Origin of the sequence: Brevibacterium samyangense, from assembly GCF_039529845.1 — a bacterium.
In the GTDB taxonomy this organism is placed as follows: domain Bacteria; phylum Actinomycetota; class Actinomycetes; order Actinomycetales; family Brevibacteriaceae; genus Brevibacterium; species Brevibacterium samyangense.
In genome coordinates, this window is record NZ_BAAANO010000001.1 from 1 (window position 1) to 23870 (window position 23870).

Below are 23870 nucleotides of genomic sequence, written 5' to 3' on the forward strand. Positions count from 1 at the left end.
CATGGTCGAGTCCCCTCTCGCGAACCCGCAGGCCGACGCGGACTTCGACCGGCTCGATCCCGAGGCCGACGAGCCGACCGGACAGCGCATCGCCGAGGGAATCGCGCCCCAACTCGCGCAGCACCTCGTCGACTTCCCCTGGCTGCGGGAGCCGAGCACGCGTCTGTCGACGAGCCCGGACGTCGACGGGCACGCCTTCGCCGAGACCCTCGTCTCGGTCTACAACGCGGCGCAGCTCGATGTCCTCGCCCGGGCGAGCGAACTCGCACGCAAGCGGCTCGAGACCTGAGCGAAGCGGGAGGGATCTTGCGTGCGAGACACGCGCCGCTTCACCTGGGGACTCAGAGCCGGAGCACGTCTGGCACGATGTCTAGGAGCGGATACTGCACGGCACTTGCCGCGCAGAACAGACCGAGCGAAATGATGCCGAGGACCATGACCACGGCGCTGTTCGGTCGCTGCTTCACCATGGCGGTGACACCCATCGCGAGAACGCACGCCGCCACGACGAACCCGATGACGGGACTGATGAGCGAACCGAACAGAAGCGCGCGATTGACGTTCATTCCCGACCCGTCGCCGAACACGCCACTGAGCTCGTACGTCATCACCACGCCGAGGCCGAGGTACACGAGGGCGACGATTCCCACGACCAGCGCGAGGACCGCCCACACCATCACGACGACGGCGGTGACGATCGCCAGTGGCCCGACCGGTTTCGCCCCGTGCCCGCGAGCGGCGTGGACCGGAGCGTATGCAGCGGGCGGCGGATAGCGCATCGGCGGTACCTCGCGGGGAGGTCGGTTCGGAGGGAGTGCCTGTCGATTCATCTCACACATCCTCCACGATCGAGCCGGATCTGACGGAACTCGCCATCTCGAGCAGCTCGAACACGTCGACGTGGGTGCCGACGATCCGCTCGTCATACAGGTGCGCACTGTCCGGAACGACAGTGACTCCGCTCGCGAGGAGGTGGATCCGCTCCGCCGGGTCCGGCAGGTGGCGAAGCCCCGACACGATGAGCCGCGTGACATTCGCCCTCTCGCGGCCCTCGGACGTCTGACCCCAGGCCCGCGTCCCGACCACCTCGGACGGGTCGGGGAGCTCGGCGAACGTGCGCTCGTACAGTTCGAGGTGCGGGTGGGCATTCGGGCCGTCCACGAGGTGGACGTGAGCGACCACCCAGCAACTGCGGAGCCTGATCGCAAGGAGGTCCCCACCGCGAGTGAACGTGATGACCTCCCGCGTGGTCGGTTTCCGGGTCAGCGGGGCCGGCGCCGAACGCACCAGCGCGATCATGTCGTCGGTTCGGCGCAGGAAGTCGTCCCCCAGCCATACGGCGTCGTTCAACGCGTGTATCCCGTCGATCGCGAGCTCGGTGAGCTCGTTGTCGATCAAGCCCACTTCGTGCAAGGAGACGGCGATGGCGATCGCGGCCCTGTAGGCATTCATCCGATCACTCTCGGACGCGTCCGGTCGGCGGGCAGCATCCAGCGCGAAGAACCAACGCTCTTTCATGGCCGGCACGACGTCGGCGTACTGGGCGCCCTCCAGCCCCACATGCCGGGCGGCGAAGAAGCTCTTCTGCGCGAGCATCCGCACTTCGTCCCGCGCTGTGGGCGCCACCGCGCCCGCCGCGAGCTTGTCGAGAATCTGCTGATGTCGCACGAGTGCCAGCATAACGATGCCGCCGTGGCGGCCGTTCTAGAGCCGCCGCCCTGGCCGCTTCTGACACTGCGGACACACGTGAGAGGAACGCCCCGCGACGGTGAGCCGTTCGATCGGGGTCCCGCACGTGCGGCACGGTTGTCCGGTCCGCCCGTACACCTGCAGCGCGCGTGCGAAGTAGCCGGACTCGCCACCTCGAATCGCAAGGTGGGTTAAACCGATGCCACCGAGGCGGCCTTCCGAAACCCGACCGCTTGTGGTCGCGGTCTTGACGCAACGTCGTAAATGGCCACGCCTACTAGACCCCTCCTGCCACGCCGCTCGTGCTGGAGATCGGTACGTCGATCCGGTCACGTGCAACCACTACGCCTTCCTTCACCACGAAGCACTCGACGACGTGCTCCCCACGGAACGTGGTGCGCTCTTTTCGGACGTTTGGCACGCTCGAGTCGATAATCTGCCCCCGGATATTGTTTCGGCGTTCAGCTTCCGGGCCGCGGTTCAGCACCTTCCACTTCACTTCGTAAGGATGCGCCACCGTGCAGGACGTCACCTTGAACCTGAGGTTCTTGTTCGGCATGAGTAAGACCTTGTCGCGGAGCATCTCCCGCAATGAGGTTGGACGCCATCCAGCTTGCGTTACCTCGCAGTCGATTTTCACGGAGTGGGCGATATCGATCGGGTATCGGTCCTCGATGAACTGCTCGGTATCGTCGAACGAACGAACAGATTCGATGGTCTTGAGCGGAACTGAGGTGCCGAAAACTTCGCGCCATTTCTTGTTCGCCGAGTCCTTGCCCTCGAAGGCGATCGCCTCGAGGCAGCAGTTGTACGCCTTCTTAGCCTTCGGCTGAAACCGCGACTTCACGTTCACTCGCTGGTTGCTGCCGAGTGCCCGGTAATAATCCTGGTCCGGCTCGTCTTTGAGAAACTCGAAGAAGTCCCGAACCATCAGGTCGAACGAGCTCGTACCCGCCGAGTCATAGTCCGGAGTCTTGGAGAAGAATCCGTGCACAAGGGTGTCAATGAGCAGCCCGCCTATGTTGACCCCATTCTGGTTCTTCCAAGCGCGGGCCATGCGGGCCAGGTGGCGCATGTTCGTCGAAGTCCGGTCACTGCACTCCTTGGTCGCAGCGATCTCCTCGCGTGGCTTGGTGACCATCCATCGCTCAGCCCTCGTGTCCGGATAGTCAAAACTACCGTCGTCGTTCTCGAAGGCAGGCTGAACCTCGAACTTGAAGGCATTGCTCGTGAACTGGACTCTCACGACGCACTGGTCGACACGAATGTCAGTGTTTGTGTAACGCGACTTCAGGGCGTCGCGAACGCGCTCAAGCATTCGCCGCGGACCCGTATCACCCTCGTAAGTCGACCGGATGCCGGGCGGCAATATGAAGATCAGGTCCAAGTCTGACACGCCCTTGATCGCGGTGTGCCGACCGAAAGATCCCACCATCAGCGTGTGATCGATGCAGCTTTCGTTGCTCCGAAATTCCTTGTTGAGTGCCTTGGCGATCTCTTTTCGCCGCGACGAGATCGTACTGGCTTTGGCGCCGACTTTGAGATTCTCGAGGAACCCATCGAAGATTTCTGCTGTCTTCACAGTTGTACTTCACCTTCGCCAAGTCGGAGTTCGGTCGGTAGGAACAGATCGATTTCTTGCGAAGTGAACGTCATCTCCTCGTTGTCTTTGAGCCCGTTTTTTGCCCGCGCAAAGGCCCTCGAGCTCGTCCGGGGTGCACCGGAATACGAGTCGCGAGTGGCCTCTTGGAGCACGTCTCGTCGCCGACGCCCTTCGTCATCGGAGACGGCACCGGACATGAGATCGGCGATCAGAGAGATGTACGACTCGCGGATGCCCCAGAGCCGCGAGGCGATAATTCGGTGAGATTCGGACTCATCAGCGAACCGGAATGTCTTCGCACCCAGACTGAACCAGGTAACTAACAGAGCAATAGAAGAATTCGCGAGGCTCGTCAGGCCGGAGTCTCCGAGGAGGCCGACCACAGTCGCGAGAAAGGTACCGGAACTCACGCCGGTGAGGCCGATGAGCACACCTTGCTGCCAGCGGTGTTTCGCGAAGCAAATGTCTGCCTGCTTCTCATGAGTCTTGTGGGTGTAGACAACACGCCCGAACGATTCGCGTACCTGCGCCAAGAGGTAGGCATCGCGTTCGGGTGCCGCTGCTCGTTCGTCCGTCATATCTTTCCTGTCAGGGGAGAAATCCTGTGCGTGCAGCCGATCTCGAATGCGCCGACTTCGAGTATGACTGCGACCACTGACACAAGCTCGACGGTGTCGATTCGCAGACCATAGTCAGTTAAGGGACAGGTCCCCGAAGTCCGCCCGGAGACTTTCCACGTCATCCTGCAGCTCGCTCTCCGGCCCGTACTGGTAGCTAACCATCCTCACGCTCGTCCCCTCGGTGCGGTTGTAGAAGTACGTGGTGAACTGGGCGCTGCTCGGGGCGGCGCGCAGCTGAACGAAGTGGCCCAGGCGCAGCGGCGACTGCGAACCGTCCCGGACGAGGTAGAGCTCGTCTTCGTACATGTGCTCGCCCACGGCGAACTCCCGAGCTGCGAAGGGCGTCCGCGTACCAACGGCGACCTCTGCCGTCTGGACGACGCTGTCGCGACGGTGCTTGGCGCTGCCCGGACGAACAAGCAGCAGCTTCGACCACACGCTTCCCAGGAGTCCGCGAAGCTCTCTGAGGTCCGAGACGAGCGAGTCGATTTGAGTCGTCAGCTCCTGCTCCGAGGTGTATCCCGGGTGACCGGACCAGCTATTGCGCTTACTGTTTACCTCGTTGAACTTCTTGACGACGTCCTTCGAGATCAACCGCTCGATACCCGACCTGCCGAGGTCGGCGAACGCTCGACGGACGCGAGCCACCTCGTCGGCGTCGCCGTTTTCCAGCGCACTGCGCATGTTCTTCGAGGTCTTCTCGACGATCACCATCCAGGTGCCGAACGACGCCTTCTCGATACCTAGGCGCTGCTCGTGGAGGCTCTCACGAATCGCAGCCTCAGTTTCACTGCTGCTGCCTGGATCGCTGCGGCTTGCGGAGAGCAGGACTGTCGCGTGGAAGGTCACGATCGCCTCCCAAGCGTGGAAATACGCCCTATGTTTATCCACCGCCGTTTGGGCTGACTCGGCGGTCCACAACGCCGAGGCGATCGGGTACGGCAGTTGGTCCAGCCACGCCGTCAACGAGTCGTCAAACGCTGCCGCAATCTTGCTCACGACGTCATCGGCGGTGTCCGGAGCCGACCAAATGTTAGCGCGCTGAGTACTCAGCTCCGCTTGAAACGACCCGAGGCTCTCATCAGCCGAAGCGAGGGCGAGCTGGATGCTTCGGTCCGGCATCGGTACCAGGAGCTCGTCAGCCCATCTCAACAGCGAGCTGGCGTCCGAGCGCAGCGCCTTGAAATGGAGCCCATGACTGCTGTTGTTGATGGCGACGTGCCGACTGGAGAGGCCCTGCTCTGAGTTGAGCCACGCGGCAAGGAAGGGTAAGTGGACAGAGTCATCGAGCTGAACCGACACGATGCGTCCGTCGGTGTTCACCTCCGAGAGATGTGTAGATGCGTGGTCGGCCCCGGTCACCGGAACGAAAAGCTGGCGGTCGGGGCACCGAGTCGGCGCATCTGTGACCACCTCGGGCTCACGAACGAGAAGACTGCTCAGACGGCGCGGAGGCCAGCCGTTCGCAGTCATGTCTCGGAGCAGCTCGCTCGCGTCGTCGCCGAAGATCGGACTGGGATCAAGGTCGGTAGACTCCCGAGCCTCACCGTCCAACGAGACGCCGGCGTCCCGGCCGTAGCGCGCCTGCAGGAACTGGCCGTCGATCGCTACATCGTTGTATGTGGTGACCCGCCAGGTCAGCTGATCGCCGCTGATCGTAGTGCGCGTCAGTCTTGCTTCTCTGCGCGTGAACTGCCGGGTACTGATGAAGCGATTGCGCGGGCCTGACTTCTTCGTTCTCAACCCGGACTCAAGCTCGTGGAACGCCTCGAGCGGTATCAACCTACGGCGGCGTTCTGTAGTGAACATCGTTTGCAGGTCCGCGATCATCGCCTTCTCCTTGCCGACGTCCTCGGCTCTGTTGGAGAAGGTCAGAAGGTACAAGGGGATCTGAGTGTTCGGCGCGAGACCGTCGGGGAGGCGGGTCACCGACTCCAGCAACCCGGCGTTGACAATCCTCTCTCTCACAGCACCTGAAGCTCCGCCAGAGCTCAACGCGCCCGGGTTCAACAAAGCCGCGACGCGTCCCCCTCCTTTCTCCGCCGGACGTAGTTTCGTCAGCGCCAAGGAGATGAACAGCCAGGTGCTGTCCGAGCGCTGCGGGAGACCGAACTCGAACTCACCGTTCGACTGCCGTGCTTCGACTGCAGAAGCCGAAGACCGCCAGTCCATCCCCCAAGGCGCATCGACGATCACCAAGTCGGCGCTGAAGTCACTGAAGGCGTCGTGAGAGAGCGTGTCCGCGCAGGCGATTTCGGCATCGTAAACCGCCTCGAACCGGCGGCGAGCCACAGCCACGGCGGCTTCGTTGATTTCCTGGCCACGGAATCGGACCTGCACTCCCGACGACTGCAGTGCGGCGGTCAAGAGATGTCCGGCAAAGCCCGTTCCAGCCGCGGGATCCCAGACGTTGACTGTCGTAAGGCTCGAATCGAGGCGGCTGAGGCATCCAACTGCAAGAGCTCTCGCCAAAGACAGGCTCGTTGACTGCTGCAGACCTACCGAACCAAAGTCGCGGTCGGAGCACGATTTTGCGTCTGAATCCTCAAGTACTGCACTGATCGCCGGATGCGGAGCCCTCGTCTTTGCCATCCCAGTTACTCTCCCTGAACGAACGAGCCGGCGGTGCCTGAAACCATGTCGTCCGTCATCCGTGTCCGCCGAGATTGGTAGAGATACTGTCCGATGAGTCGGATGAACTCGTCGGCGCGTTCGCTTTCTCCTGTGAGCGCACTGGTCAGTTCGCCGAAGACTCCTTCATTGAGAACGGCTGCGTCGATGAGGACCTCGTGCAACTCCGGTGACACGATGAACTGGTCGAAGGCGTTGTTGTCGATTTGCTGTGCAATTCGGGGGTCCTGCTCGGTCATGCCTGCCGCAGCGATGACGAATCCTTCGACCTGCGACTCATGGAATTCTGCCCCGAACAGCGCGTTGATCCTCGCGACGACCTCGGACAACAGCTCCTGCTGTGGGTCCTGCTTCGAGACACGGGATCCAACACCGGAGATACCCGGCAGCGAGGGAGTGTCCTGATCACCGGACAGACCGATGTTCGCCTTGCCCTGGTCGATCTGACGGACGCGGCGCAGCTCGAGCCCGGAGACATCGACGTCAACGCTCTGCTCCTCACCGGGCAGCAACCTCACGAGCTGGCGGAGGAACTCTGCGAGCTTCTCGAGATCACTGGTGCCGTAGTCGACGACCTGGGACATGAAGTCGTACAGCCTCACATACGAACCGCAGTCCTTCTGGAAGGTCCGCAGCTCATCAAGCGCCTGCGAGTCCTGCTGCGCGTGCGCGGCGGTCCACCGGTTCACGAACTCGTCGCGGGCCGGCGTCACCGCAGCGGCCAGCCGGACATGCGACTGCTTCGGGACCCACCACGCCTCGGCGTAGCGCTCGACGTCGGCAGGCGTGTAGATGCGCGCCTGCGCAAGCTTCGTCGCGAGCCTGTGGACGAGGTTCGGATCCGTTCCCGTCTCGACGTGCGCCTCGAGGTAGTACGTGAGGAAGGCTTCCTGGATCTCCTCGGGGTCGTTGACGAAGTCGAGGACGAAGGTGCGGTCCTTGACCTCACCGGTGGGCGCTCGGTACGTGCGGTTGAGCCGGGACAGGGTCTGGACGGCATGCACGTCGGGGAGCTTCTTGTCCACGTACATCGCACACAGCAGAGGCTGGTCAAAACCTGTCTGGAACTTGTCAGCGACGAGCATGAGCCGGTAGTTCGGGCGACGGAACTCCTTGGCGAGGTCGGAACCGAGTCCGGGGTTCATCGTCGCCTCGGTTGCGTCCTCGAGGCCGTAGTCATCATCGCTGATCTTCCCGGAGAACGCGACGATCGACTGGTACCCATACCCCTTCTCGGCGAGGTACCGGTCGGTCTCGATCTTGTACCGCACCGCAGCCTGACGAGAATCCGTGACGACCATGGCCTTGGCATGCCCGTCGAGCAGGTGCGCGACGTTGGCACGGAAATGCTCGACGATGATCTCGACCTTCTGACCGACGTTCGTCGGATGCAGCTTCGCGAACCGCATGATCTTCCGCGTGGCGGCCTTCGGATCGACGAGCCGATCCCCCTCCTCACCGTGGGAGAGCTCGGTGACAAGCCCCTTCTCACCGCGTCGCTCGATCTCGAACGCGGTCTTGTAGGTCTGGTAACCGCGCAGCACGTCGAGGATGAACCCCTCCTCGATAGCCTGGCGCATCGGGTACACGTCGAACGAAACGGGTTTCCCCTCGTCGTTCTCCCGGCCGAAGAGCTGCTTCGTCTTCGCCTTCGGCGTTGCGGTGAATGCCAGGAGCGAGACGTTCCGAGCACCCGCACGCGCCGCGGTCTCGGCGGCGATCTGCTGCTCGCGGGCGAGGTCGGCTTCGATGGTCTGGTTGATGACGTCCTGGCTGTCGAGTTCCTCCTCATCGGTGAACTGACCGCCGTCGGTGAGGACCTTCTTGAGATCGCCGGCGGTCTTACCCGACTGGGAGGTGTGGGCCTCGTCGACGATCACCGCGAAGTTCTTGTGACCGAGCGTCGTGTCGAGGAGATCCTTCACATAGGGGAAGGTCTGGATGGTGACGACGACGATGAGCGCCGACCCGGTAAGGGCGTCCAGCAGCGCCCGGGATTTCGAGCCACCGGAACGGCGCACCGCGGTGGAGTCGATGACGGCGACGGTGCCGACGGTGTCATCGACCTGTTCGACTGCCTGTTGCAACTGAGCGTCGAGGACACGACGGTCCGAGACGATGAGGACCTTGTCGAAGACCTTCTCGTTCGAGGTGTCGTGGAGGCGGGCGAGGCGGTGCGCGGTCCACGCGATCGTGTTCGTCTTGCCCGAGCCAGCGGAGTGCTCGATCAGATATCGGTGCCCGGGGCCCTCCTCGGTGATCGTCTCCACGAGCTTCTTCACCGCACGCCACTGGTGATAACGCGGGAACATGAGCGCGGTGGATCGCTTGATCTTCCCCGTCGCCGGGTCTTCGTCGACCTCGGTCTTGAGGAACATCTGGGAGCCGAGCACCGCCAACAAGTTCTCGCGCTGGAGGACCTCCTCCCACAGGTAGGACGTCGCTGCACCGTCCGGATTCGCCGGGTTGCCGGCTGCGCCGGTGTCCTCATGACCGCGGTTGAACGGAAGGAAGTACGTCTTCTCCCCCGCGAGCTTCGTGGTCATGTGCACCTGGTCGTCATCGACTGCGAAGTGCACGAGCGCACGGGTGCCGAAGCCCAGCAGCGGCTGCCCGGCCGGATCACGGTCCTTCCGATACTGGGTGACGGCCGAGCGCCACTCCTGCTTGAAGAACGATTTGAGCTCGCAGGTCGCGACCGGAAGACCGTTGACGAAGAAGACGAGGTCGATCGACCGGGAGTCACCGCGCTTGGGTGAGAAGTGGACCTGACGGACCACACGCAGCCGCACCTTGCGGTAGTTCTCCGTGACGGCCTTGTTGAGCGTGGTGGCCGGCTTGAACTGACACATCCGCAGATGCGCCGTTGCGCCGCGGGTGTGGGAGAACTTCCGGCGCAGGACGTTGAGCGTGCCGCCGCCCGAACTCATGGGCGTATCCAGTCGGGAAACGAGGGAGTTCAGCAGCGCCTCACGGTCCGCGGCTTCCGCACCGGTGCCGACGCGCACGACCTTCGCGTACTCGTCGGCCTGAGTCTCCTGCAGCCACCAGTGCACGTCCTCGGGCCAGATCGCCCGCTCGGCGTCGTAGCCGGTGTCAGTCTCGCTGTACTCCCAGCCGTGGGATGCGAGGTACTCGGCGATCTCGGTCTCGAACGCGGCCTCGCGTGTACCGTCCGGTGCTGCCATGGTTCAGCTCGCCTTTCGTGCGGTGCGTACGTCGATCTGCCCCGTCACCGCCGCCGTGATGAGTGCCGAACGACGCTCCTTGGCAAGGCCGATGTGCTCTTCGGCCTTCGCGATGAGGGCATCGATGCGGGAGGTCTGTTCGTCGATGTTTTCAACGATTGTGCGCTGTTCAACAAGAGGCGGACACGGCAGAACGATGGATCTGACATCACCGGCCGAAATCTTGAAGGTACCCACTGTCGTCCGCGCCGACAGCTCGATCTGTGCCCGACTCGTAGGCGCGTCGAACGCAGCAACAAAAAACTCGGGAAGCATGTCAGGTGTTGTCCGGATTCTGATCAGGAGGTCAGGGTAAATGAACTCCTCCCGACTGAATTCGTTTCCAACAAGCCCAGCTCGACCGACCAAACTGATGTTGCCATTGCCGCGAACAATAAGTACGTCACCCGGTTCAAGACGGAGACGCGAAATGTCCCTGACAGCGGCAGAATCGACGTACTTCGTGACTTCGTCGGCGAGTCCCACCCGACCGTTGCGAACCGCGCCGATCGACAACGAGCGCAAATCACCGACGCGGTCGGCCTCGGGCGAGACGCCATTGGACGGTCCAGAATCAAGCAAGCGTCGTGTGGGAACGGCGCGCCAGCCACGCGGAAGCTCAGGGAGCCAGGCATTTCCAGTTGATTCCGTGCCCCGACCTTGCACGAGGCCACCGGTCAACAGCGTGTCGCGGACAGCACCTCGACGCTCGTGCAGCAGTGAAATAAACTCCTCCTGCTTCGCCACGAGCGCGTCGATCCGGGCCGTCTCGTTGTCCAGGTAGTCGGCGATGGCACGCTGCTCGTCGAGCGGCGGAAGCGGGATCCGAATGCGATTGATGTCCCGCTGGAATAGGTGAGGTACGCCAGCACCGCCACGCAGCCGGTCGAAGATCGCCTGTGCGTATCTCGAGACGATGACGTAGTACAGGTACCTGCCGTCGAGGTTCCTAGACGGAGTGAGGAGCGCGATGGATCCGTTGAGCGTCGTCGGCTCCGGCAGGTCACGCACGATATTCGCCGTGCCGATCGTGGAGCCATCCTTGGTTAGTAATACGTCGCCGACCTGGAGTGCGATCTCAGGCGACTCGTCGAAGCGAGCCTCGGAGATTCGTGCGGCAGATTGGAAGTCAATGTCATGGCCCTTGATATCGGGGGTCGAGAGCATCGGGAATCCGCCTTCGTCGACGTACTCCTCCGCCTTGAGACCCTTCCAACCAAGGCGCGCTCGTACCCAGCACTCCCGACCGAGGGCGGCGACGGTCCAGTCCACCGGCACCCGATCAAGCCACTCGAGACCCGTCTCGACGAACTCGCGGACGCCGGTCACGCCTCCACCTCGCGCAGCAGCGTCATGATCTCGCCCACCACTCGCTCGAGGTCAGCGTCGATCTCGTCGAGCGGCCGCGGCGGCTCGTACGTGTAGAACTGGCGGGTGAACGGGATCTCGTACCCCGTCTTCGTTTTCTCCCAATCGATCCAGGCGTCGTGGACGTGGGGTTTCACCTCGGCGTCGAAGTATGCCTCGACGGTCTCGCGGAGCGCTTCGTGCGTCTTCGGGTAACCACCCCACCCGAACGGCACGTTCTCGGTGTCCCGCAGCGCAGGATCGGGCTCGATCTCGCCCTTGTTCTTACCGGATGTCGCTCGGCAGTAGTCTGCGGTCTCGTCGTGGACGCCGATAGTCTGCCAGAGCTTCTTGCGCTGGGCGGCGGAGAGATCGACACCACAACTTTTGAGGTGGCTGCCGAGGTCCTTGTTGAACGTCTCGCGGTTGAGGTAGATCTCGTCGCCGAAGGACTCGAGCGCCTCGGCGAGCCCGTCGACGTTCGCAAGGGATTTCTGCTCGGAGACGGCAGCGATCGCCTCAGGAGTGCACTGGAATCGAAGCTGCAGCGGGCGCTCGACGGCCACCGTCCAGTAGGCGAAGTCGCGGTTCGAGAAGGTCTTGACGGGCACCTGCACGGAGGCTTCCTCGTCTTGCGTACCGGCGAAGGCGCGCACGATGTCCTCGCGGTTCTGATCAGAGATCTCCATGCGCTTGGAGCCGATCGACTTGCGCATCTTCGTGCCCAGCGCGGTGGCGTCGATGAGTTGTACGGTGCCTCGGCGTTCCTCGGATTTCGAGTTCGTGAGGATCCAGAGGTACGTGGCGATGCCGGTGTTGTAGAACATGTCGTTCGGCAGCGCGACGATCGCCTCAACGAGGTCGTTCTCGAGCATGTGGCCACGGATCTCCGAGGGACCGGAACCGGCACCACCGTTGAACAGTGGGGATCCGTTGAGCACGATGCCGGCACGACCCCCGCGCCCGGTCTCGTCGACGTCGCGCATCTTCGCGGCCACGTGCAACAGGAACAGCATCGCGGCATCACCGACTGCAGGCAGGCCCGGGGCGAACCGTCCCTGACCACCACGGGCGTGCTCGTTCTTCACCTCGGCCTCGACGGCTTTCCAGTCGGTTCCGAAGGGCGGGTTGGAGAGCACGTAGTCGAAACGACGGTCCTCGAATCGATCCTCGACGAGAGTGTCGCCCTGCCGCACGTTGCTCGGGTCCTGACCCTTGATGAGCAGGTCCGCCTTGCAGATCGCGTAGGTGCGGGAGTTGATCTCCTGACCGAACAGCGCAATCGACGCGTCGGGGTTGAGACTGTGCAGGTGCTCGTCGGCGACGGTGAGCATGCCGCCGGTACCGACCGTCGGGTCGTAGATCGACCGGACCGTGCCGCGGTCGCGCAGCGCGTCGGTGTCCTCGGCGTACACGAGGTCGACGAGGAGCCGGACGACGTCGCGAGGCGTGTAGAACTGGCCGGCACCATCGTTGGCCGACTCGGCGAAGCGGTAGATGAGGTTCTCGAAGAGGTCACCCATGTCGGCGTTGGAGACTGCCTCGGGTGAAAGATCGATCTTCTCGAAGTGCTGGACGACCTGTGCCAGCCGATTGCGCTCTTCGAGCACCTTGATGACGCTCTCGAAGCCGAAGGACTTGAAGACGTCGAGGTTCGCGGAGAACCCGCTCACGTAGTCGATGAGGTTCTCGGCGAGATTGTCGGGGTCCTGCAGCGCCTTCTCGAGCGTGTAGTCGCTCGTGGTCCAGAAGGAGAGCCCAGCGTTGTCCTCGGTGCGCGTCCGGATCTTCAGGTGCGTGCGCCGCTGCTGCTCCCCGCTGTACTGCGTCACGATCTCCGCCATGACCTCACGGTGCGGCTCCATGACGCACTCGAGGCGGCGAAGCACGGTGAAGGGGAGGATGACGGAGCCGTACTCGGCTTCGGAGTAGGGACCGCGGAGAGTGTCGGCGACACTCCACACAAAGCTCGACAGGACTGACACGACAGGTAGATCTCCTGGTAGATGAGGAACCGTGACGGTTTGACCACATCGTATAGATCGTTTCCGAGGCACTGGGCATGCTGCGTGTGCGAAGGTCCAGTTGAGGTCGAATCGTTGTGTTTGGCGTCGCGCGTCGAGACAGTTCCAGTCGAGTCTGTCCTACACACACGTGTTGACGACGCGGTGAAGGTTCGTGGGCCGAAGGGATAATTGAGCCATGGAGATACTCAGTGAGATCGCGTCCCAACCGCTCACGGGAACGATAATCGGAGGAGCGCTAGCGTCAGGCGCGGGCCTGCTCACGAGCTACGTGATGCGCAGGCACGACCGCATCCAACAAAAACTCAACCGGTCGTTCGATCTCAAGGTTTTGAAATACACCGACTACACAGGTTTGATCGACTCGCTTTTGAAAAGAATCTACGAGTATCAAGAACAAGGAATCGATCCTCAAGCAGCAGGACTCGATGTAGAGCACGTCCCGGACAGAATCGTTCAAGCTCAGCTCGCGTTACAGCTCGTGGCAACAAAGTCGATCCGCAGTGAGACGGAGAAGCAGCTTCGTTTGCTCCCGTCGGCGATGAGTTTGGATGAAGCCACGGTTCGTGAGCTCCAGCAGTCTCAAGACGACCTCATTGAACTCATTCAGAATGATCTCGGCCTTGACGACGACAAGCACTAGCAGAGTTCTATCGCAAGATGCTTCGGCAGTTGGTCACCGCCGCCGCGGCGGCTTCTGACACTGCGGGCACACGTGCGAGGAACGCCCCGCGACGGTGAGCCGTTCGATCGGGGTCCCGCACGTGCGGCACGGCCTCCCGGTCCGCCCGTACACCTGCAGCGAGCGTGCGAAGTAGCCGGACTCCCCGTTGACGTTCACATAGAGCGCATCGAAGCTCGTGCCGCCCTGGGACAACGAGAGCTCCATGACCTCGCGGGCCGCTTCGAGCACGCGCCGCACCCGGGAGATCCGGGTCGTCTCGGTCGGCGCGAGCGGATGGACTCCGGCGGCGTGGAGCGCCTCGTCCGCGTAGATATTCCCGATCCCGCTCACGAGCGTCTGGTCGAGCAGTGCCGCCTTCATCCCCGTCCGTTTCCGGCCGAGGGCCCGGGCGACAGCTTCCCCGTCGAACGCGGGATCAAGGGGATCGAGTGCGATGTGCGCGGCACCCGAGGGAACCGCGTATCCGTACGAGGGCACGAGCGCATCGACACCGAGGTGCCCGAAGATCCGTTGATCGACGAACCGGAGCTCGAAGGGCTCACCGGACGCCCGTTCGACGTCGAACACGGCGCGAGTGTGCGGATGCAGCGCATCCGAGCCGGTATGGACACGGAACTGACCGCTCATCCCGAGGTGCACCGACAGCGCACTCGTCACGTCCCCGTCGGCCAGGCGCACCGGCAACCACATGAACTTGCCGCGACGTTCGACCGAGAGCGGTTCGGCACCGACGAGCCGCGACGAGAAGAACTCGGCGGCCCCGCTGGGCACGGTCCGCTGCGAGGTCGTCCCGAGGATGCGCGGATCGAGGACACGGACGGAGGCGATGCGCGTCGGCTCCTGCAGCAACCACTGCTGCAGGCCGACGCGGACGCTCTCGACCTCGGGGAGTTCGGGCACGGCGGGCCTGTCCTGGATTCCTGGGAGTTCCGAAGTCCGGCGCGTTCAGCGCCCGAGGTCCGGGTGCGCCGCACGGAGCGCCCGCACGGTCGCCTCCGCCGCTGCTGCCTCGGCGGCCTTCTTCGAGGTGCCCGTGCCGGCCTTCCATGCGACGTCACCGAGGCGCACCGTCGCGGTGAACACCCGCGCGTGGTCCGGTCCGGAACCGGCGACCTCGTAGGACACCGTGCCGAGCGCGAGGTCCGCGGCGGCCTCCTGGAGCGTGGTCTTGAAGTCGACGCCGGCACCGAGTTCCACGGCGTCGGCGAGCATCGTGTCGACGAGGCGGTGGACGAGCGCGAACGCGTCCTCCCGTCCGCGGTCGACGAAGCACGCACCGATGAGCGACTCCACGGTATCCGCGAGGATCGAGTCCTTGTCGCGTCCGCCGGTGAGCTCCTCACCCTTGCCGAGGAGGACGAACTCCCCGATCCCGAGGCCGCGGGCCACCGAGGCGAGGGCGCGCGTATTCACGACGGCGGCACGCATCTTGGCGAGCCGACCCTCCGGCAACTGCGGGTTGTCGAAGTAGAGGGACTCGGTGGTGACGAGCTGGAGCACGGCATCACCGAGGAACTCGAGGCGTTCGTTCGTCGGGATCCCCCCGTGTTCGAACGCGTACGAGCGATGTGTGAGGGCAAGACGAAGCGTCTCGGGGTCGATATCGACCCCGAGACGCTCGCTCAGCCTACGCAGATCCTGCGTATTGCTCATGATTTCCGGTCTGAGGAATCAGACGTCGGCGACCTTGCGGCCCTTGTACTCGAGGAACAGGGGGGTGCCGGCGGAATCCTCGACAACCTTCGCCTGGTGGGGGCGCGAGTACACAACGCGACCGTTCTCGACAGTCTTGACCAGGGTCGGAACCGAGGCCTTCCACTGCGAACGACGGTGGCGGGTGTTGCTGCGCGACAATTTACGCTTCGGAACAGCCACGTCCAGCTCTCTTTCTATTCGTCCAACAAATCTTTGAGTGCCGACCACCGGGGATCGGCTTCGGGTACTTCTTCGACGATGTCCTCGCCCAGCGTGTACCGGAAGTCCTCGGCGTCCCCGTCCTTGAGCGGACGGAACGGCAAAGCCATCACGACAGCGTCTCGAATCGCCGGTTCGAGGTCAAGTCGGCCGTTGTCCATGACATACGACTCCTCGTCCTCGGGATCCAGCTCGTAGACGAAGAGCTCCGTGACTGCCACGTCGAGCGGCAGTTCGATGTCTTCGGACGTACGGGCGTCCTGTCCCTGAGCGACCGCCTTGACGTTGCCGGAGACATAGATGCCCTCGACGACGCTCTCGAGACGGAGGTCCAGTTCCAGCGGAGAACCGGCAGGTACCCCGATCACTTCGATACGCAGGTCCTCGGGTGCAGCGACGGTGGTGGTCAGGGTCGACCATTCCCCCGGCTTGTCCATCAGACCGAGTTTTCGGATATCGAGAACCAACTCGGAATCGTTCCTCGCCACTGTTCCCACCTCCGGTATCCCGCTCGTCCGGTCAACCCCCGCGGATGACACGCGATCACCCATCTTAGACGTTAACGGGACGCACTTCCACCTCGTCGGCGCCTGTGGAGCTCGGTCGAACCCCCTGCAATGAGCAACATCACACCGGTGAGGACGAAGACCACCCCGACGGGTGTGAACCCCGCCACGGCCGAGGCGAGCGAGGGGATCACGACCTGGCTCAGGCGGTTCCCCGCGAGTCGGATCGAGAGCACCGCACCGCGGTTGTCCGGGTGCGCGATCGTCGACACCCACGTCATCGTGAGCGGCTGGGTGAGCCCGAACCCGATGCCGCCGATCGCCATGAGCACCGCGAGGGCGGCGAACAACGGCATCCCCGAGAACGCGAGGGTGAGCACCGGGACGAGGACGACCGAGGCGCCGGCGATCGTGCTCGAGGCGGCGAGGACAGGCAGATTGCCGAACCGGGCCGCGAGCACACCCATGAACGCACGGCACACGATCGAACTGATCGTGCGCACCGTGATGAGGAGCGTGACGTACTGGACGGCGATCCCGTGGTTCTCGCCGACGAGCGGCAGGTACGCCGTCATGATGTCGACCGCGGCGAGCGTCGACATCGAGGCGAAGATCGCCGGTTTCATCCCCCGGATCCCGAGGATCGCCCACGGGGACTGCGCGGTGGCCCGTGCCTCGGCCCGGGACCTGTGCACGCCGGTGCGCGGCCGGCGCATCGTCCAGAGGAGGAACGGCACCGCGAGGACTGCGAGCGCACACATCGTCCACATCGCGAGCTGGGTACGCGGGGACGCCTCGGACCCGGAGCCGGCGATGAACCCGACGAGCGGGAGGCCGATGAGCTGACCGACGGACACCCCGATCGTGAGATTCCCGAACCGTCGGCCCAGGTCCTCGGCCGCGAAGTTCTGCGGGATGAGCGCCTGACCCGTGACGGTCGTGAGGATCTGCCCGAGGCCGAGCGCCATGTTCGCGAGGAGGAGCAGCCCGATGTTCGGGGACCAGGCGGCGAGCGCGATCGGCAGAATCGTGAGCGCGGTCCCCGCCCACATGACGGCACTCGTGTACCCGCGGTCGACCACGCGCCCGATCGCGATCGCGAGGAGCAACGGCATAAGGGAGTACGAAGCGGCGACGAGGCCGAGCACCCCGGCCCCTCCCCCGAGCTCGATGACCCGGTAGGAGATGAGGACGCGGACGGCGTTGTAGGTCGACTGGCAGACGACGGTGAAGACGACGAGGGCGAGGAACCAGGAGTGGGAGGGTCGCGGACTCATCCGCGTGCGGACTCCTCACGGTCCGCACGCGCCGCGTCCATTGCGGACTTCACGGCACTCGGCACGAGTCCCTCGATGTCGCCCCCGAGCGCGTGGACCTCCCGGATGAGGGACGAGGAGATGTGGGCGAGCGCCGGGTCACCGGGGACGAACACGGTCTCCAGCCCGGTGAGGTGGCGGTTCATATGCGCCATCGGCAGTTCGTACGCGTAGTCGGTCTCCCCGCGCAGTCCCTTCGCGACCGCGACCGCGCCGATCCGCGTGCAGTAGTCGACGAGCAGTCCGCCGGGTACGTCGTCGATGACGATGTTCTTCCCTTGCGCACCGGGGTGTTCGGCGAGCGCGGCCTCGATGAGCGCGATCCGCTCCGGCAGGGGGAAGAACCCGGTCTTCTTCGGATTGTGGACGACCGCGATGACGACCTCAGCGAAGAGGACGGCGGCACGCACGGCGACGTCGATGTGACCGACGGTCACGGGATCGTAGGAACCGGGGAGAACGACCTTCATGTGCGCCATCGTATCCCCGGGCCGAGGCGCCGGTTCAGGAATCCGAGGCGCCGGTTCACGACTCCGCGGATCCGGACGTCGCCCGATCGAGCTCGAGTTCGAGCCACCACAGGGTCGTCTCCCCCATGACCTTCTCCCGGAACACCGACAGCCCCGCCGGGAGTTCCGGCCGCGGCGAACGGGCCGACCGTTCGAGGACCACGAGCGAGTCCTGGTCCCGCAGTTTCGGCACGAGCGCCTCGAGCAGTGCGGTGACGTCCGCCTCCGACAGCGGGTACGGCGGGTCGGCGAACACGAGGTCGACCGAGGCGTCCCCGAGTCCCTGCACCGCGGTCAGCGCCGCGCGGTTCCGGACCACGGCCCGGCCGGCCACCCCGAGGGACCGGACGTTGCTCTCGATGACCCGGCACACCGCCGCGGACTTCTCGACGAAGGTGGCGCGCGCGGCTCCGCGGGAGAGCGCCTCGAGCCCGAGAGCGCCGGATCCGGCGAACAGGTCGAGGACCTCGGTCCCGGTGAGCATGTCGAGGCTCTCGAGGGACGCGAAGAGTGATTCGCGGACCCGGTCGGAGGTCGGGCGGGTGCCGTCGCCCGGTGGGGTCCGCAGCGGGTGGCCCCGGAAGGTGCCGGACACGATTCTCATGGCAGCCCTCTCATGACGCCTCGATCCAGTCCTCGTCCTCGTCGACGAGGAGCGTGGAGATGTAGTCGCGCAACGGCGGGTACGCGGAGATATCCGGGTCGAGTTCGACCCACTCCTGGGCAGCCGCACGTGCGGATTCGATGATGTGCTGGTCGTGCATGACCGACAGGTACTTGAGCGAACTCGCACCGCCCCACTGGGCCCGGCCGAGCACATCGCCCTCGCGACGCGTCTCGAGGTCGTACTCGGCGAGAACGAATCCGTCGAGGGTGCTCGCGACCTTCTCGAGGCGCTCCATCGACTCGGAGCCGGAGAACTGGCCGGTCACGAGGAAACACGTCGCCGGGGATCCGTCACGGCCCACCCGGCCACGCAACTGGTGGAGCTGCGCGACACCGAACCGGTCCGCGTCGTACACGAGGATCGTCTTCGCGTTCGGCACGTCGATGCCGACCTCGATGACGGTCGTCGCGACGAGCACGTCGAACTCCCGGTCGCGGAAGGCCCGCATGATGCGGTCCTTCTCCTCCGCGTCCATCCGGCCGTGGAGGATCTCGAACCGGGCATCGGCGAGAGGCCCCCGCCGCAGGGTCCAAGCGAGCTCCTCGAGGCCTGCGAGGTGGGGCACCTCGGGCGTCTCCTCCGTCGCTTCCACGAACTCCTGGGTGTCGATCCGCGAGGCGACGACGAAACACTGTTCGCCCCGGTCGACGGCTTCCCCGAGGACCTGCACGACGCGGTCCATCCACGTCGGGTGCGAACGGTAGGAGAACGCATGCGTCCGGATGTCCTTGCCCCCGCCGGGCATATCGGTGAGCGTCGTGACATCGAGGTCACCGAACACCGTCATCGCCACGGTGCGCGGGATCGGGGTCGCGGTCATGACGAGCATGTGCGGGGTGAGGACCTCGCCCTTCGCCCGGAGCGCCTCACGCTGGCGCACCCCGAAGCGGTGCTGCTCGTCGACGACGACGAGGCCGAGCGCGAGGAAGCCCGTCGTCTCCGACAGGAGTGCGTGGGTACCGACGACGATGTCGATCTGTCCGGTCTGCAGGTCGAGGAGCACGCGCTTGCGGTCCTTCGTCGACATCGACCCGGTGAGCAGCCCGAGGCGCACCGTCCCGGGCTCGGGAACCGGGGTCGGTCCGACGGCACGGGCCCCGAGCTGTGCCTCGAGGGACCGCAGGTGCTGGACCGCGAGCACCTCGGTCGGGGCGAGGAACGCCGCCTGCACGCCGGAGTCGACCGCCTGGAGCATCGCACGGAGAGCGACGAGGGTCTTACCGGAACCGACGTCGCCGTGGAGCAGGCGGTTCATGGGTGTGCGTTTGAGGAGGTCGGCGGCGATCTCCTCCCCCGCCTTCTTCTGCGAACCCGTGAGGGCGTACGGCAGATCCGCGTCGAACGCCGCGAGGACGCCGTCGTCCAGACCCCTGAGCCGCTGGGCTTTCTTCTGCACGTGTCGTTTCTTGCGGGAGATGAGTTCGGCCTGGAGCGCGAACGCCTCCTCGATCTTCCACCGCTCCTCGGTGCTCTCGGGCTCGGCCGAGTCCTGCGGCCGGTGCACCCGTTCGAGGGCCTCCCGGTACGTGGGCAGGGCGAACCGTGTCCGGATCTCCTCCGGCAGCGGGTCGTACTCGAGATCGTGCACGGCGAGATCGAGCAGCGTCGAGATGAGCCGCCACACCCGGAAGGAGTTGATCCGCTTCGAGGCCCGGTACACCGGGATCGGCTTCGTGAGCTCCTCCTCCGTGTACTCGTTCTTCTCGTTGCGATTGAGCCACTGCGGGCTCGTGAGCTGCGGACGACCCCGGAACTCGGTCACCTGCCCGGTGAGCACGAGCGGCTGACCCGGCCTCAGCTGTTGCTCGAGCCACGGTTGGTTGAAGAACGTCACCTCGATGTCGCTCATCCCGTCGGACAGGGTGAGTGTCGTGATCCACCCCTTGCGGGTCTTCATCGGTCGGTTCTCGAGGGAGACGAAGGTCGCCTGGACGACGACGTTCTCCCCCGGCTGCAGATCCGCGAGATTCGTGAGCCGCCCCGGGTGGATGTACGTGCGCGGGAAGTACCGGAACGCGTCGTCCACGGTGTGGATCCCCAGCCCGGCGAGGTCCTGGAGGTCCCGTTTCCGGGAGATGAGTCGCTTGACGGGCGTGCCGAGCATCCGCGGCTTCCCTTCCGGCTCCGCTTTCTTCCGCGTCCGCTTCCGCCCCGCGGCCCCCTTCGCCCCCGCGGTGCCGTCCGCGGGTCCTTTCTTCTGCGGGTCCGGGTCCTCACCCTTCCGTGCCGGGCTCATTCGACCCCCAGAACGAGGAACCCGTGCGGATCGCCGGACGGAACGAACTCGAGGCGCACCGCGGCGTGGTCCCGCGCGACGGCCTCGCGGATCGCGTCCTCCAACCCTCCCGGGAAGGCCCGACCGGTCACGAGGGTGACGAGTTCCCCACCGTCCTCGAGGAGCCCGTCGAGCAGGTGCGCCACCGCCGCCACGGGATCCGTCCCGGCCGGACGGACCGTACCGGAGACCCGGGCGAGGAGTTCTCCCCGGGTGAACATGAGAGGGCCGGCGGCGGCCCGCTCGGCCGGTGCCACGACTGCGACCCGGACCTCGGCGGCGGCCTCCGCGACGTCCTCGCAGGCTGCGGCGGGCTCCGCCTCCGGGTCGTACACCGCGAGCGCGGCGAGGACGGCGACCGGAGAGAATCCGTCCTCCGGCAGCACGGACACGGCCTCCCCATGACGGGCGCGCACCGCGTGCGCGGTCCGGTCGCTCTCGGGCAGGACGACCACGGGGGCCTCCGCCTCGTCGACGATCTCGGCGAGGACGTCCTCCCAGGCGGTACGACCGACGTCGACCGCATGCGCGCCGAGGCGGGCGCAGGTGAACAGGTATCCGGTGCCGCGTCCGAGCGCGACCGGCTGCGTGAGCGCATCCGTCCCTCCGCTCTCGGAGAGGTCCTCGATGCGCAGGTCGGCGATCCCGTACTTCTCGAGGCCGTCGAGGACGACACGGGCCTCCGGCTCCCCCGCGACGTGGACGTGGACCATCGGCCACGCGACGACGACCGAGGTGCCCCGTGCCTTCGCGAGCACCCGTTTCACGGTCCGTGTGCGGTCCTTCGCCTCCGAGAGGTGGAGGACGAGTTCGAGACCGTCCTCACCGGTGCCGTGGTGGTGGTCGGCCGCGGCGCGGTGTGGATCCCCTCCGCGCGGCGCCTCGGCCTTCCCGGCACCCGGCGCTGTCGCGGAACCCTGCGGGATGGGGGAACCCTGTGCGATCGGCGAACGCTCCGGGCCCGCTGCCTCGACCGCCGTTCCCTCGGCAGGGCTTCCCGGGGACGCCCCGTCGAACGCCGGCCCGTGTTCGGGCACCTGCGCGCCGGTGACGGTGAGATAGAGGAGGTCGAAGAGTTCGACGATGCCCGTGGATCCGGCGTCGACGACCCCGGCGTCGGAGAGCACGGCGAGCTGGCCGGTCGTCTCCCTCAGCGCCTCGCGGCTGCGCTCGCGTACCGCGGTGATCTGCTCGAGGATGTCGGCACCGGCAGCGGCGGTCTCCCGGGCCTCCTCGGCCATCGCCTCGAGCACCGTGAGCATCGTGCCGTCGACCGGGTCGGCGATCGCGTCGCGGGCACGCGCGGCGGCGAGCCCGAGGGCGTCGGCGAACACCGGGGGTTCGAGGACCGTCACGCCCTCGAGTCCGTCCGCGACCCCGCGCAACGCGACTGCGAGGATGAGTCCCGAATTGCCCCGGGCACCGCGCAGGGCACCGTTCGCCATCGCCTCGACGACCTCGTCGAGGGTCGCGGGACCGGAGATCCGTTCGACGGCGCGGTAGGCGCTGCGCACCGTGTGGTACATGTTCGAGCCGGTGTCCCCGTCCGGCACCGGGAAGACGTTGAGGGCATCGATGTCCCCGCGCTCGCGCTTGAGCCGGTCGACGATGCGTTTGGCCCACCGGGCAGCGAGGCGGCCCGCCAGACCGACCGGATCCTCCGGTGCGCTCACTCGCCCTCCCCCGTGCTCCCGGCCGTCCGGACCGTCGTGCTGTGCTGTGTCGTCGTGCGGACGTGGCCTTCAGCGCCGCCCGTGGACCGGCTCCCACCGAAATGTGCGAAGGCCTCACCCCGGGCCTCCCGGCCACCGACGGCCACCGCCCCGACCCCGGCGTGCTCCTCGCCGTCCGCCGCGGCGAGGACCGTGCCGATCCGGACCCAGGGTACCGAAGTGCCTCCGGTGGCACCTGCCGCACCGGAGGCCTCCGCGGTCCCGGCGGGTACGGTCGCGAGGAATCCGTGGTCCTCTCCCCCGGTGAGCACCCAGTCGACCGCGGCGTGGGCCGGCCTGCCGAGCGCCGCCGCCGCCGGGAGGAGGTCCTCGGCGAGCGCCGTGAGCGCCTCGGGATCGAGGTCGGCCCGGACACCGGAGGCCCGGGCGATCCGGCCGAGGTCCCCGAGCAGCCCGTCGGAGACGTCGATCATCGACGTCGCGACCTCCGCGAGTGCGGCGGATGCCGCATACCGGGGCCGAGGCGCCCGCTGGGTCTCGACGAGCGCGGCGGTTCCCGGCGCACTGCCGGCCGAGCCGGCGACCGCCTCGGCGATGGTCTGTCGCGGCCGGGCACCGCCCCGTTCGACCGCGTCGAAGAGGAGGTCGAGGCCGGCCGCGGCCCGGCCGACGGTGCCGGCGAGGACGATCGCGTCGCCGGGACGGGCTCCCGAACGCAGGACCGGGGCGCGCCCCGCGGGAAGGGACCCGAGTGCGGTGACGGAGACGATGAGGCAGGGACCACCCGAGAGGTCACCCCCGGTGACGGTCGCACCGGCGCGGGCGGCCTCCTCGGCGAGTCCTCCCATGATGCCGGTGAGGACGTCCACGGGTGTGTCGTCCGGAGCGGCGAGGGAGACGACGAGGGATTCCGGGACCGCGCCCATCGCGCACACGTCCGCGAGGTTCTGTGCCGCTGCCTTGATCCCCAGGCGGTGCGGATCGAGCCACGCCGTGAGGAAGTCGTGGCCCTCCAGGAGCATGTCCGTCGTCGTCACGAGGTCTCCGGAGTGCGCGGTCACCGCGGCATCGTCACCGGGGCCCACCCGGACGCGCGGATCCGTACCCGCCCGCCGGAGGACCGCGAGGATGCGCTCGAGCACACCGTGTTCGCCCAGTTCACCGAGAGTTGTCATCACGGAAAG

General features: G+C 65.7%; 20 protein-coding genes and 1 pseudogene. 2 read left to right on the forward strand and 19 right to left on the reverse strand.

The window, feature by feature from the left end:
* Positions 1-289 (forward strand): annotated as a pseudogene (locus tag ABD172_RS00005) (hypothetical protein); the annotation flags it as partial.
* Positions 290-341: 52 nt separating this feature from the next.
* Here the strand turns inward: ABD172_RS00005 and ABD172_RS00010 are convergent.
* From ABD172_RS00010 to ABD172_RS00050, 9 genes are all read right to left on the reverse strand, one after another.
* A complete protein-coding gene (locus tag ABD172_RS00010) occupies positions 342-779 on the reverse strand; it encodes a hypothetical protein (RefSeq protein WP_344305834.1) in 438 nt (145 codons plus the stop codon).
* A 52-nt stretch (positions 780-831) separates the two neighbouring features.
* A complete protein-coding gene (locus tag ABD172_RS00015) occupies positions 832-1668 on the reverse strand; it encodes a hypothetical protein (protein ID WP_344305835.1) in 837 nt (278 codons plus the stop codon).
* A gap of 36 nt (positions 1669-1704) precedes the next feature.
* Entirely contained in the window at positions 1705-2022 is a 318-nt protein-coding gene (locus ABD172_RS00020) for a zinc finger domain-containing protein (RefSeq protein ID WP_344305837.1), read from the reverse strand.
* Positions 1967-3271, reverse strand: coding sequence for a nucleotide-binding domain-containing protein (locus tag ABD172_RS00025; protein WP_344305838.1), 1305 nt, complete (start codon positions 3269-3271; stop codon positions 1967-1969). The genes ABD172_RS00020 and ABD172_RS00025 overlap by 56 nt, the downstream gene beginning before the upstream one ends.
* Positions 3268-3870 carry an SLATT domain-containing protein gene (locus tag ABD172_RS00030; protein ID WP_344305839.1) on the reverse strand — a complete coding sequence of 201 codons (603 nt, stop codon included), beginning with the start codon at positions 3868-3870 and terminating at the stop codon, positions 3268-3270. Before ABD172_RS00030 ends, ABD172_RS00025 begins: the two co-directional genes overlap by 4 nt.
* 114 nt (positions 3871-3984) lie before the next feature.
* Positions 3985-6504, reverse strand: coding sequence for an HsdM family class I SAM-dependent methyltransferase (locus ABD172_RS00035; protein ID WP_344305840.1), 2520 nt, complete (start codon positions 6502-6504; stop codon positions 3985-3987).
* A 5-nt stretch (positions 6505-6509) separates the two neighbouring features.
* A complete protein-coding gene (locus ABD172_RS00040) occupies positions 6510-9731 on the reverse strand; it encodes a type I restriction endonuclease subunit R (protein ID WP_344305841.1) in 3222 nt (1073 codons plus the stop codon).
* A 3-nt stretch (positions 9732-9734) separates the two neighbouring features.
* Positions 9735-11099, reverse strand: coding sequence for a restriction endonuclease subunit S (locus ABD172_RS00045; RefSeq protein WP_344305843.1), 1365 nt, complete (start codon positions 11097-11099; stop codon positions 9735-9737).
* Positions 11096-13102: a type I restriction-modification system subunit M gene (locus ABD172_RS00050; RefSeq protein ID WP_344305844.1), complete on the reverse strand. Its 2007-nt coding sequence runs from the start codon at positions 13100-13102 to the stop codon at positions 11096-11098. The genes ABD172_RS00045 and ABD172_RS00050 overlap by 4 nt, the downstream gene beginning before the upstream one ends.
* A gap of 217 nt (positions 13103-13319) precedes the next feature.
* Between ABD172_RS00050 and ABD172_RS00055 the strand changes: the two genes are divergently transcribed.
* Positions 13320-13784, forward strand: a complete 465-nt coding sequence (locus tag ABD172_RS00055) for a hypothetical protein (RefSeq protein ID WP_344305845.1) — start codon at positions 13320-13322, stop codon at positions 13782-13784.
* A 33-nt stretch (positions 13785-13817) separates the two neighbouring features.
* Here the strand turns inward: ABD172_RS00055 and mutM are convergent, their stop codons facing one another.
* The 10 genes from mutM to thiL form a co-directional block, all read right to left on the reverse strand.
* Positions 13818-14726: a bifunctional DNA-formamidopyrimidine glycosylase/DNA-(apurinic or apyrimidinic site) lyase gene (gene mutM / locus ABD172_RS00060; RefSeq protein WP_344305846.1), complete on the reverse strand. Its 909-nt coding sequence runs from the start codon at positions 14724-14726 to the stop codon at positions 13818-13820.
* 45 nt (positions 14727-14771) lie between these two features.
* Complete coding sequence (gene rnc / locus ABD172_RS00065) at positions 14772-15479, reverse strand: ribonuclease III (protein ID WP_344305847.1); 708 nt, start codon at positions 15477-15479, stop codon at positions 14772-14774.
* Positions 15480-15497: 18 nt separating this feature from the next.
* A complete protein-coding gene (rpmF, locus tag ABD172_RS00070; protein ID WP_344305848.1) occupies positions 15498-15701 on the reverse strand; it encodes a 50S ribosomal protein L32 in 204 nt (67 codons plus the stop codon).
* A gap of 14 nt (positions 15702-15715) precedes the next feature.
* Positions 15716-16228 (reverse strand): YceD family protein, encoded by a 513-nt coding sequence (locus ABD172_RS00075; protein ID WP_344305849.1) that lies wholly within the window; start codon positions 16226-16228, stop codon positions 15716-15718.
* Between the two features lie 71 nt (positions 16229-16299).
* Positions 16300-17523: an MFS transporter gene (locus ABD172_RS00080; protein WP_344305850.1), complete on the reverse strand. Its 1224-nt coding sequence runs from the start codon at positions 17521-17523 to the stop codon at positions 16300-16302.
* Positions 17520-18032 (reverse strand): pantetheine-phosphate adenylyltransferase, encoded by a 513-nt coding sequence (coaD, locus tag ABD172_RS00085; RefSeq protein ID WP_344305851.1) that lies wholly within the window; start codon positions 18030-18032, stop codon positions 17520-17522. Before coaD ends, ABD172_RS00080 begins: the two co-directional genes overlap by 4 nt.
* 55 nt (positions 18033-18087) lie before the next feature.
* Positions 18088-18675 (reverse strand): 16S rRNA (guanine(966)-N(2))-methyltransferase RsmD, encoded by a 588-nt coding sequence (gene rsmD, locus ABD172_RS00090; protein ID WP_344305852.1) that lies wholly within the window; start codon positions 18673-18675, stop codon positions 18088-18090.
* 10 nt (positions 18676-18685) lie between these two features.
* Positions 18686-20974 (reverse strand): ATP-dependent DNA helicase RecG, encoded by a 2289-nt coding sequence (locus ABD172_RS00095; protein WP_344305853.1) that lies wholly within the window; start codon positions 20972-20974, stop codon positions 18686-18688.
* Complete coding sequence (locus ABD172_RS00100; RefSeq protein ID WP_344305854.1) at positions 20971-22686, reverse strand: DAK2 domain-containing protein; 1716 nt, start codon at positions 22684-22686, stop codon at positions 20971-20973. The genes ABD172_RS00095 and ABD172_RS00100 overlap by 4 nt, the downstream gene beginning before the upstream one ends.
* Positions 22683-23861, reverse strand: a complete 1179-nt coding sequence (thiL, locus tag ABD172_RS00105; protein WP_344305855.1) for a thiamine-phosphate kinase — start codon at positions 23859-23861, stop codon at positions 22683-22685. Before thiL ends, ABD172_RS00100 begins: the two co-directional genes overlap by 4 nt.
* Positions 23862-23870 lie beyond the last annotated feature (9 nt).

Bases quoted from the DNA above. Each gene is read 5' to 3' on its own strand.
- rnc (WP_344305847.1), bottom strand. From the start codon at position 15,479: ATGAGCAATACGCAGGATCTGCGTAGGCTGAGCGAGCGTCTCGGGGTC.
- thiL (WP_344305855.1), bottom strand. From the start codon at position 23,861: ATGACAACTCTCGGTGAACTGGGCGAACACGGTGTGCTCGAGCGCATC.
- rsmD (WP_344305852.1), bottom strand. From the start codon at position 18,675: ATGAGAATCGTGTCCGGCACCTTCCGGGGCCACCCGCTGCGGACCCCA.
- ABD172_RS00055 (WP_344305845.1), top strand. From the start codon at position 13,320: ATGGAGATACTCAGTGAGATCGCGTCCCAACCGCTCACGGGAACGATA.
- ABD172_RS00080 (WP_344305850.1), bottom strand. From the start codon at position 17,523: ATGAGTCCGCGACCCTCCCACTCCTGGTTCCTCGCCCTCGTCGTCTTC.
- ABD172_RS00030 (WP_344305839.1), bottom strand. From the start codon at position 3,870: ATGACGGACGAACGAGCAGCGGCACCCGAACGCGATGCCTACCTCTTG.
- ABD172_RS00040 (WP_344305841.1), bottom strand. From the start codon at position 9,731: ATGGCAGCACCGGACGGTACACGCGAGGCCGCGTTCGAGACCGAGATC.
- ABD172_RS00035 (WP_344305840.1), bottom strand. From the start codon at position 6,504: ATGGCAAAGACGAGGGCTCCGCATCCGGCGATCAGTGCAGTACTTGAG.
- ABD172_RS00095 (WP_344305853.1), bottom strand. From the start codon at position 20,974: ATGAGCCCGGCACGGAAGGGTGAGGACCCGGACCCGCAGAAGAAAGGA.
- coaD (WP_344305851.1), bottom strand. From the start codon at position 18,032: ATGAAGGTCGTTCTCCCCGGTTCCTACGATCCCGTGACCGTCGGTCAC.
- ABD172_RS00010 (WP_344305834.1), bottom strand. From the start codon at position 779: ATGCGCTATCCGCCGCCCGCTGCATACGCTCCGGTCCACGCCGCTCGC.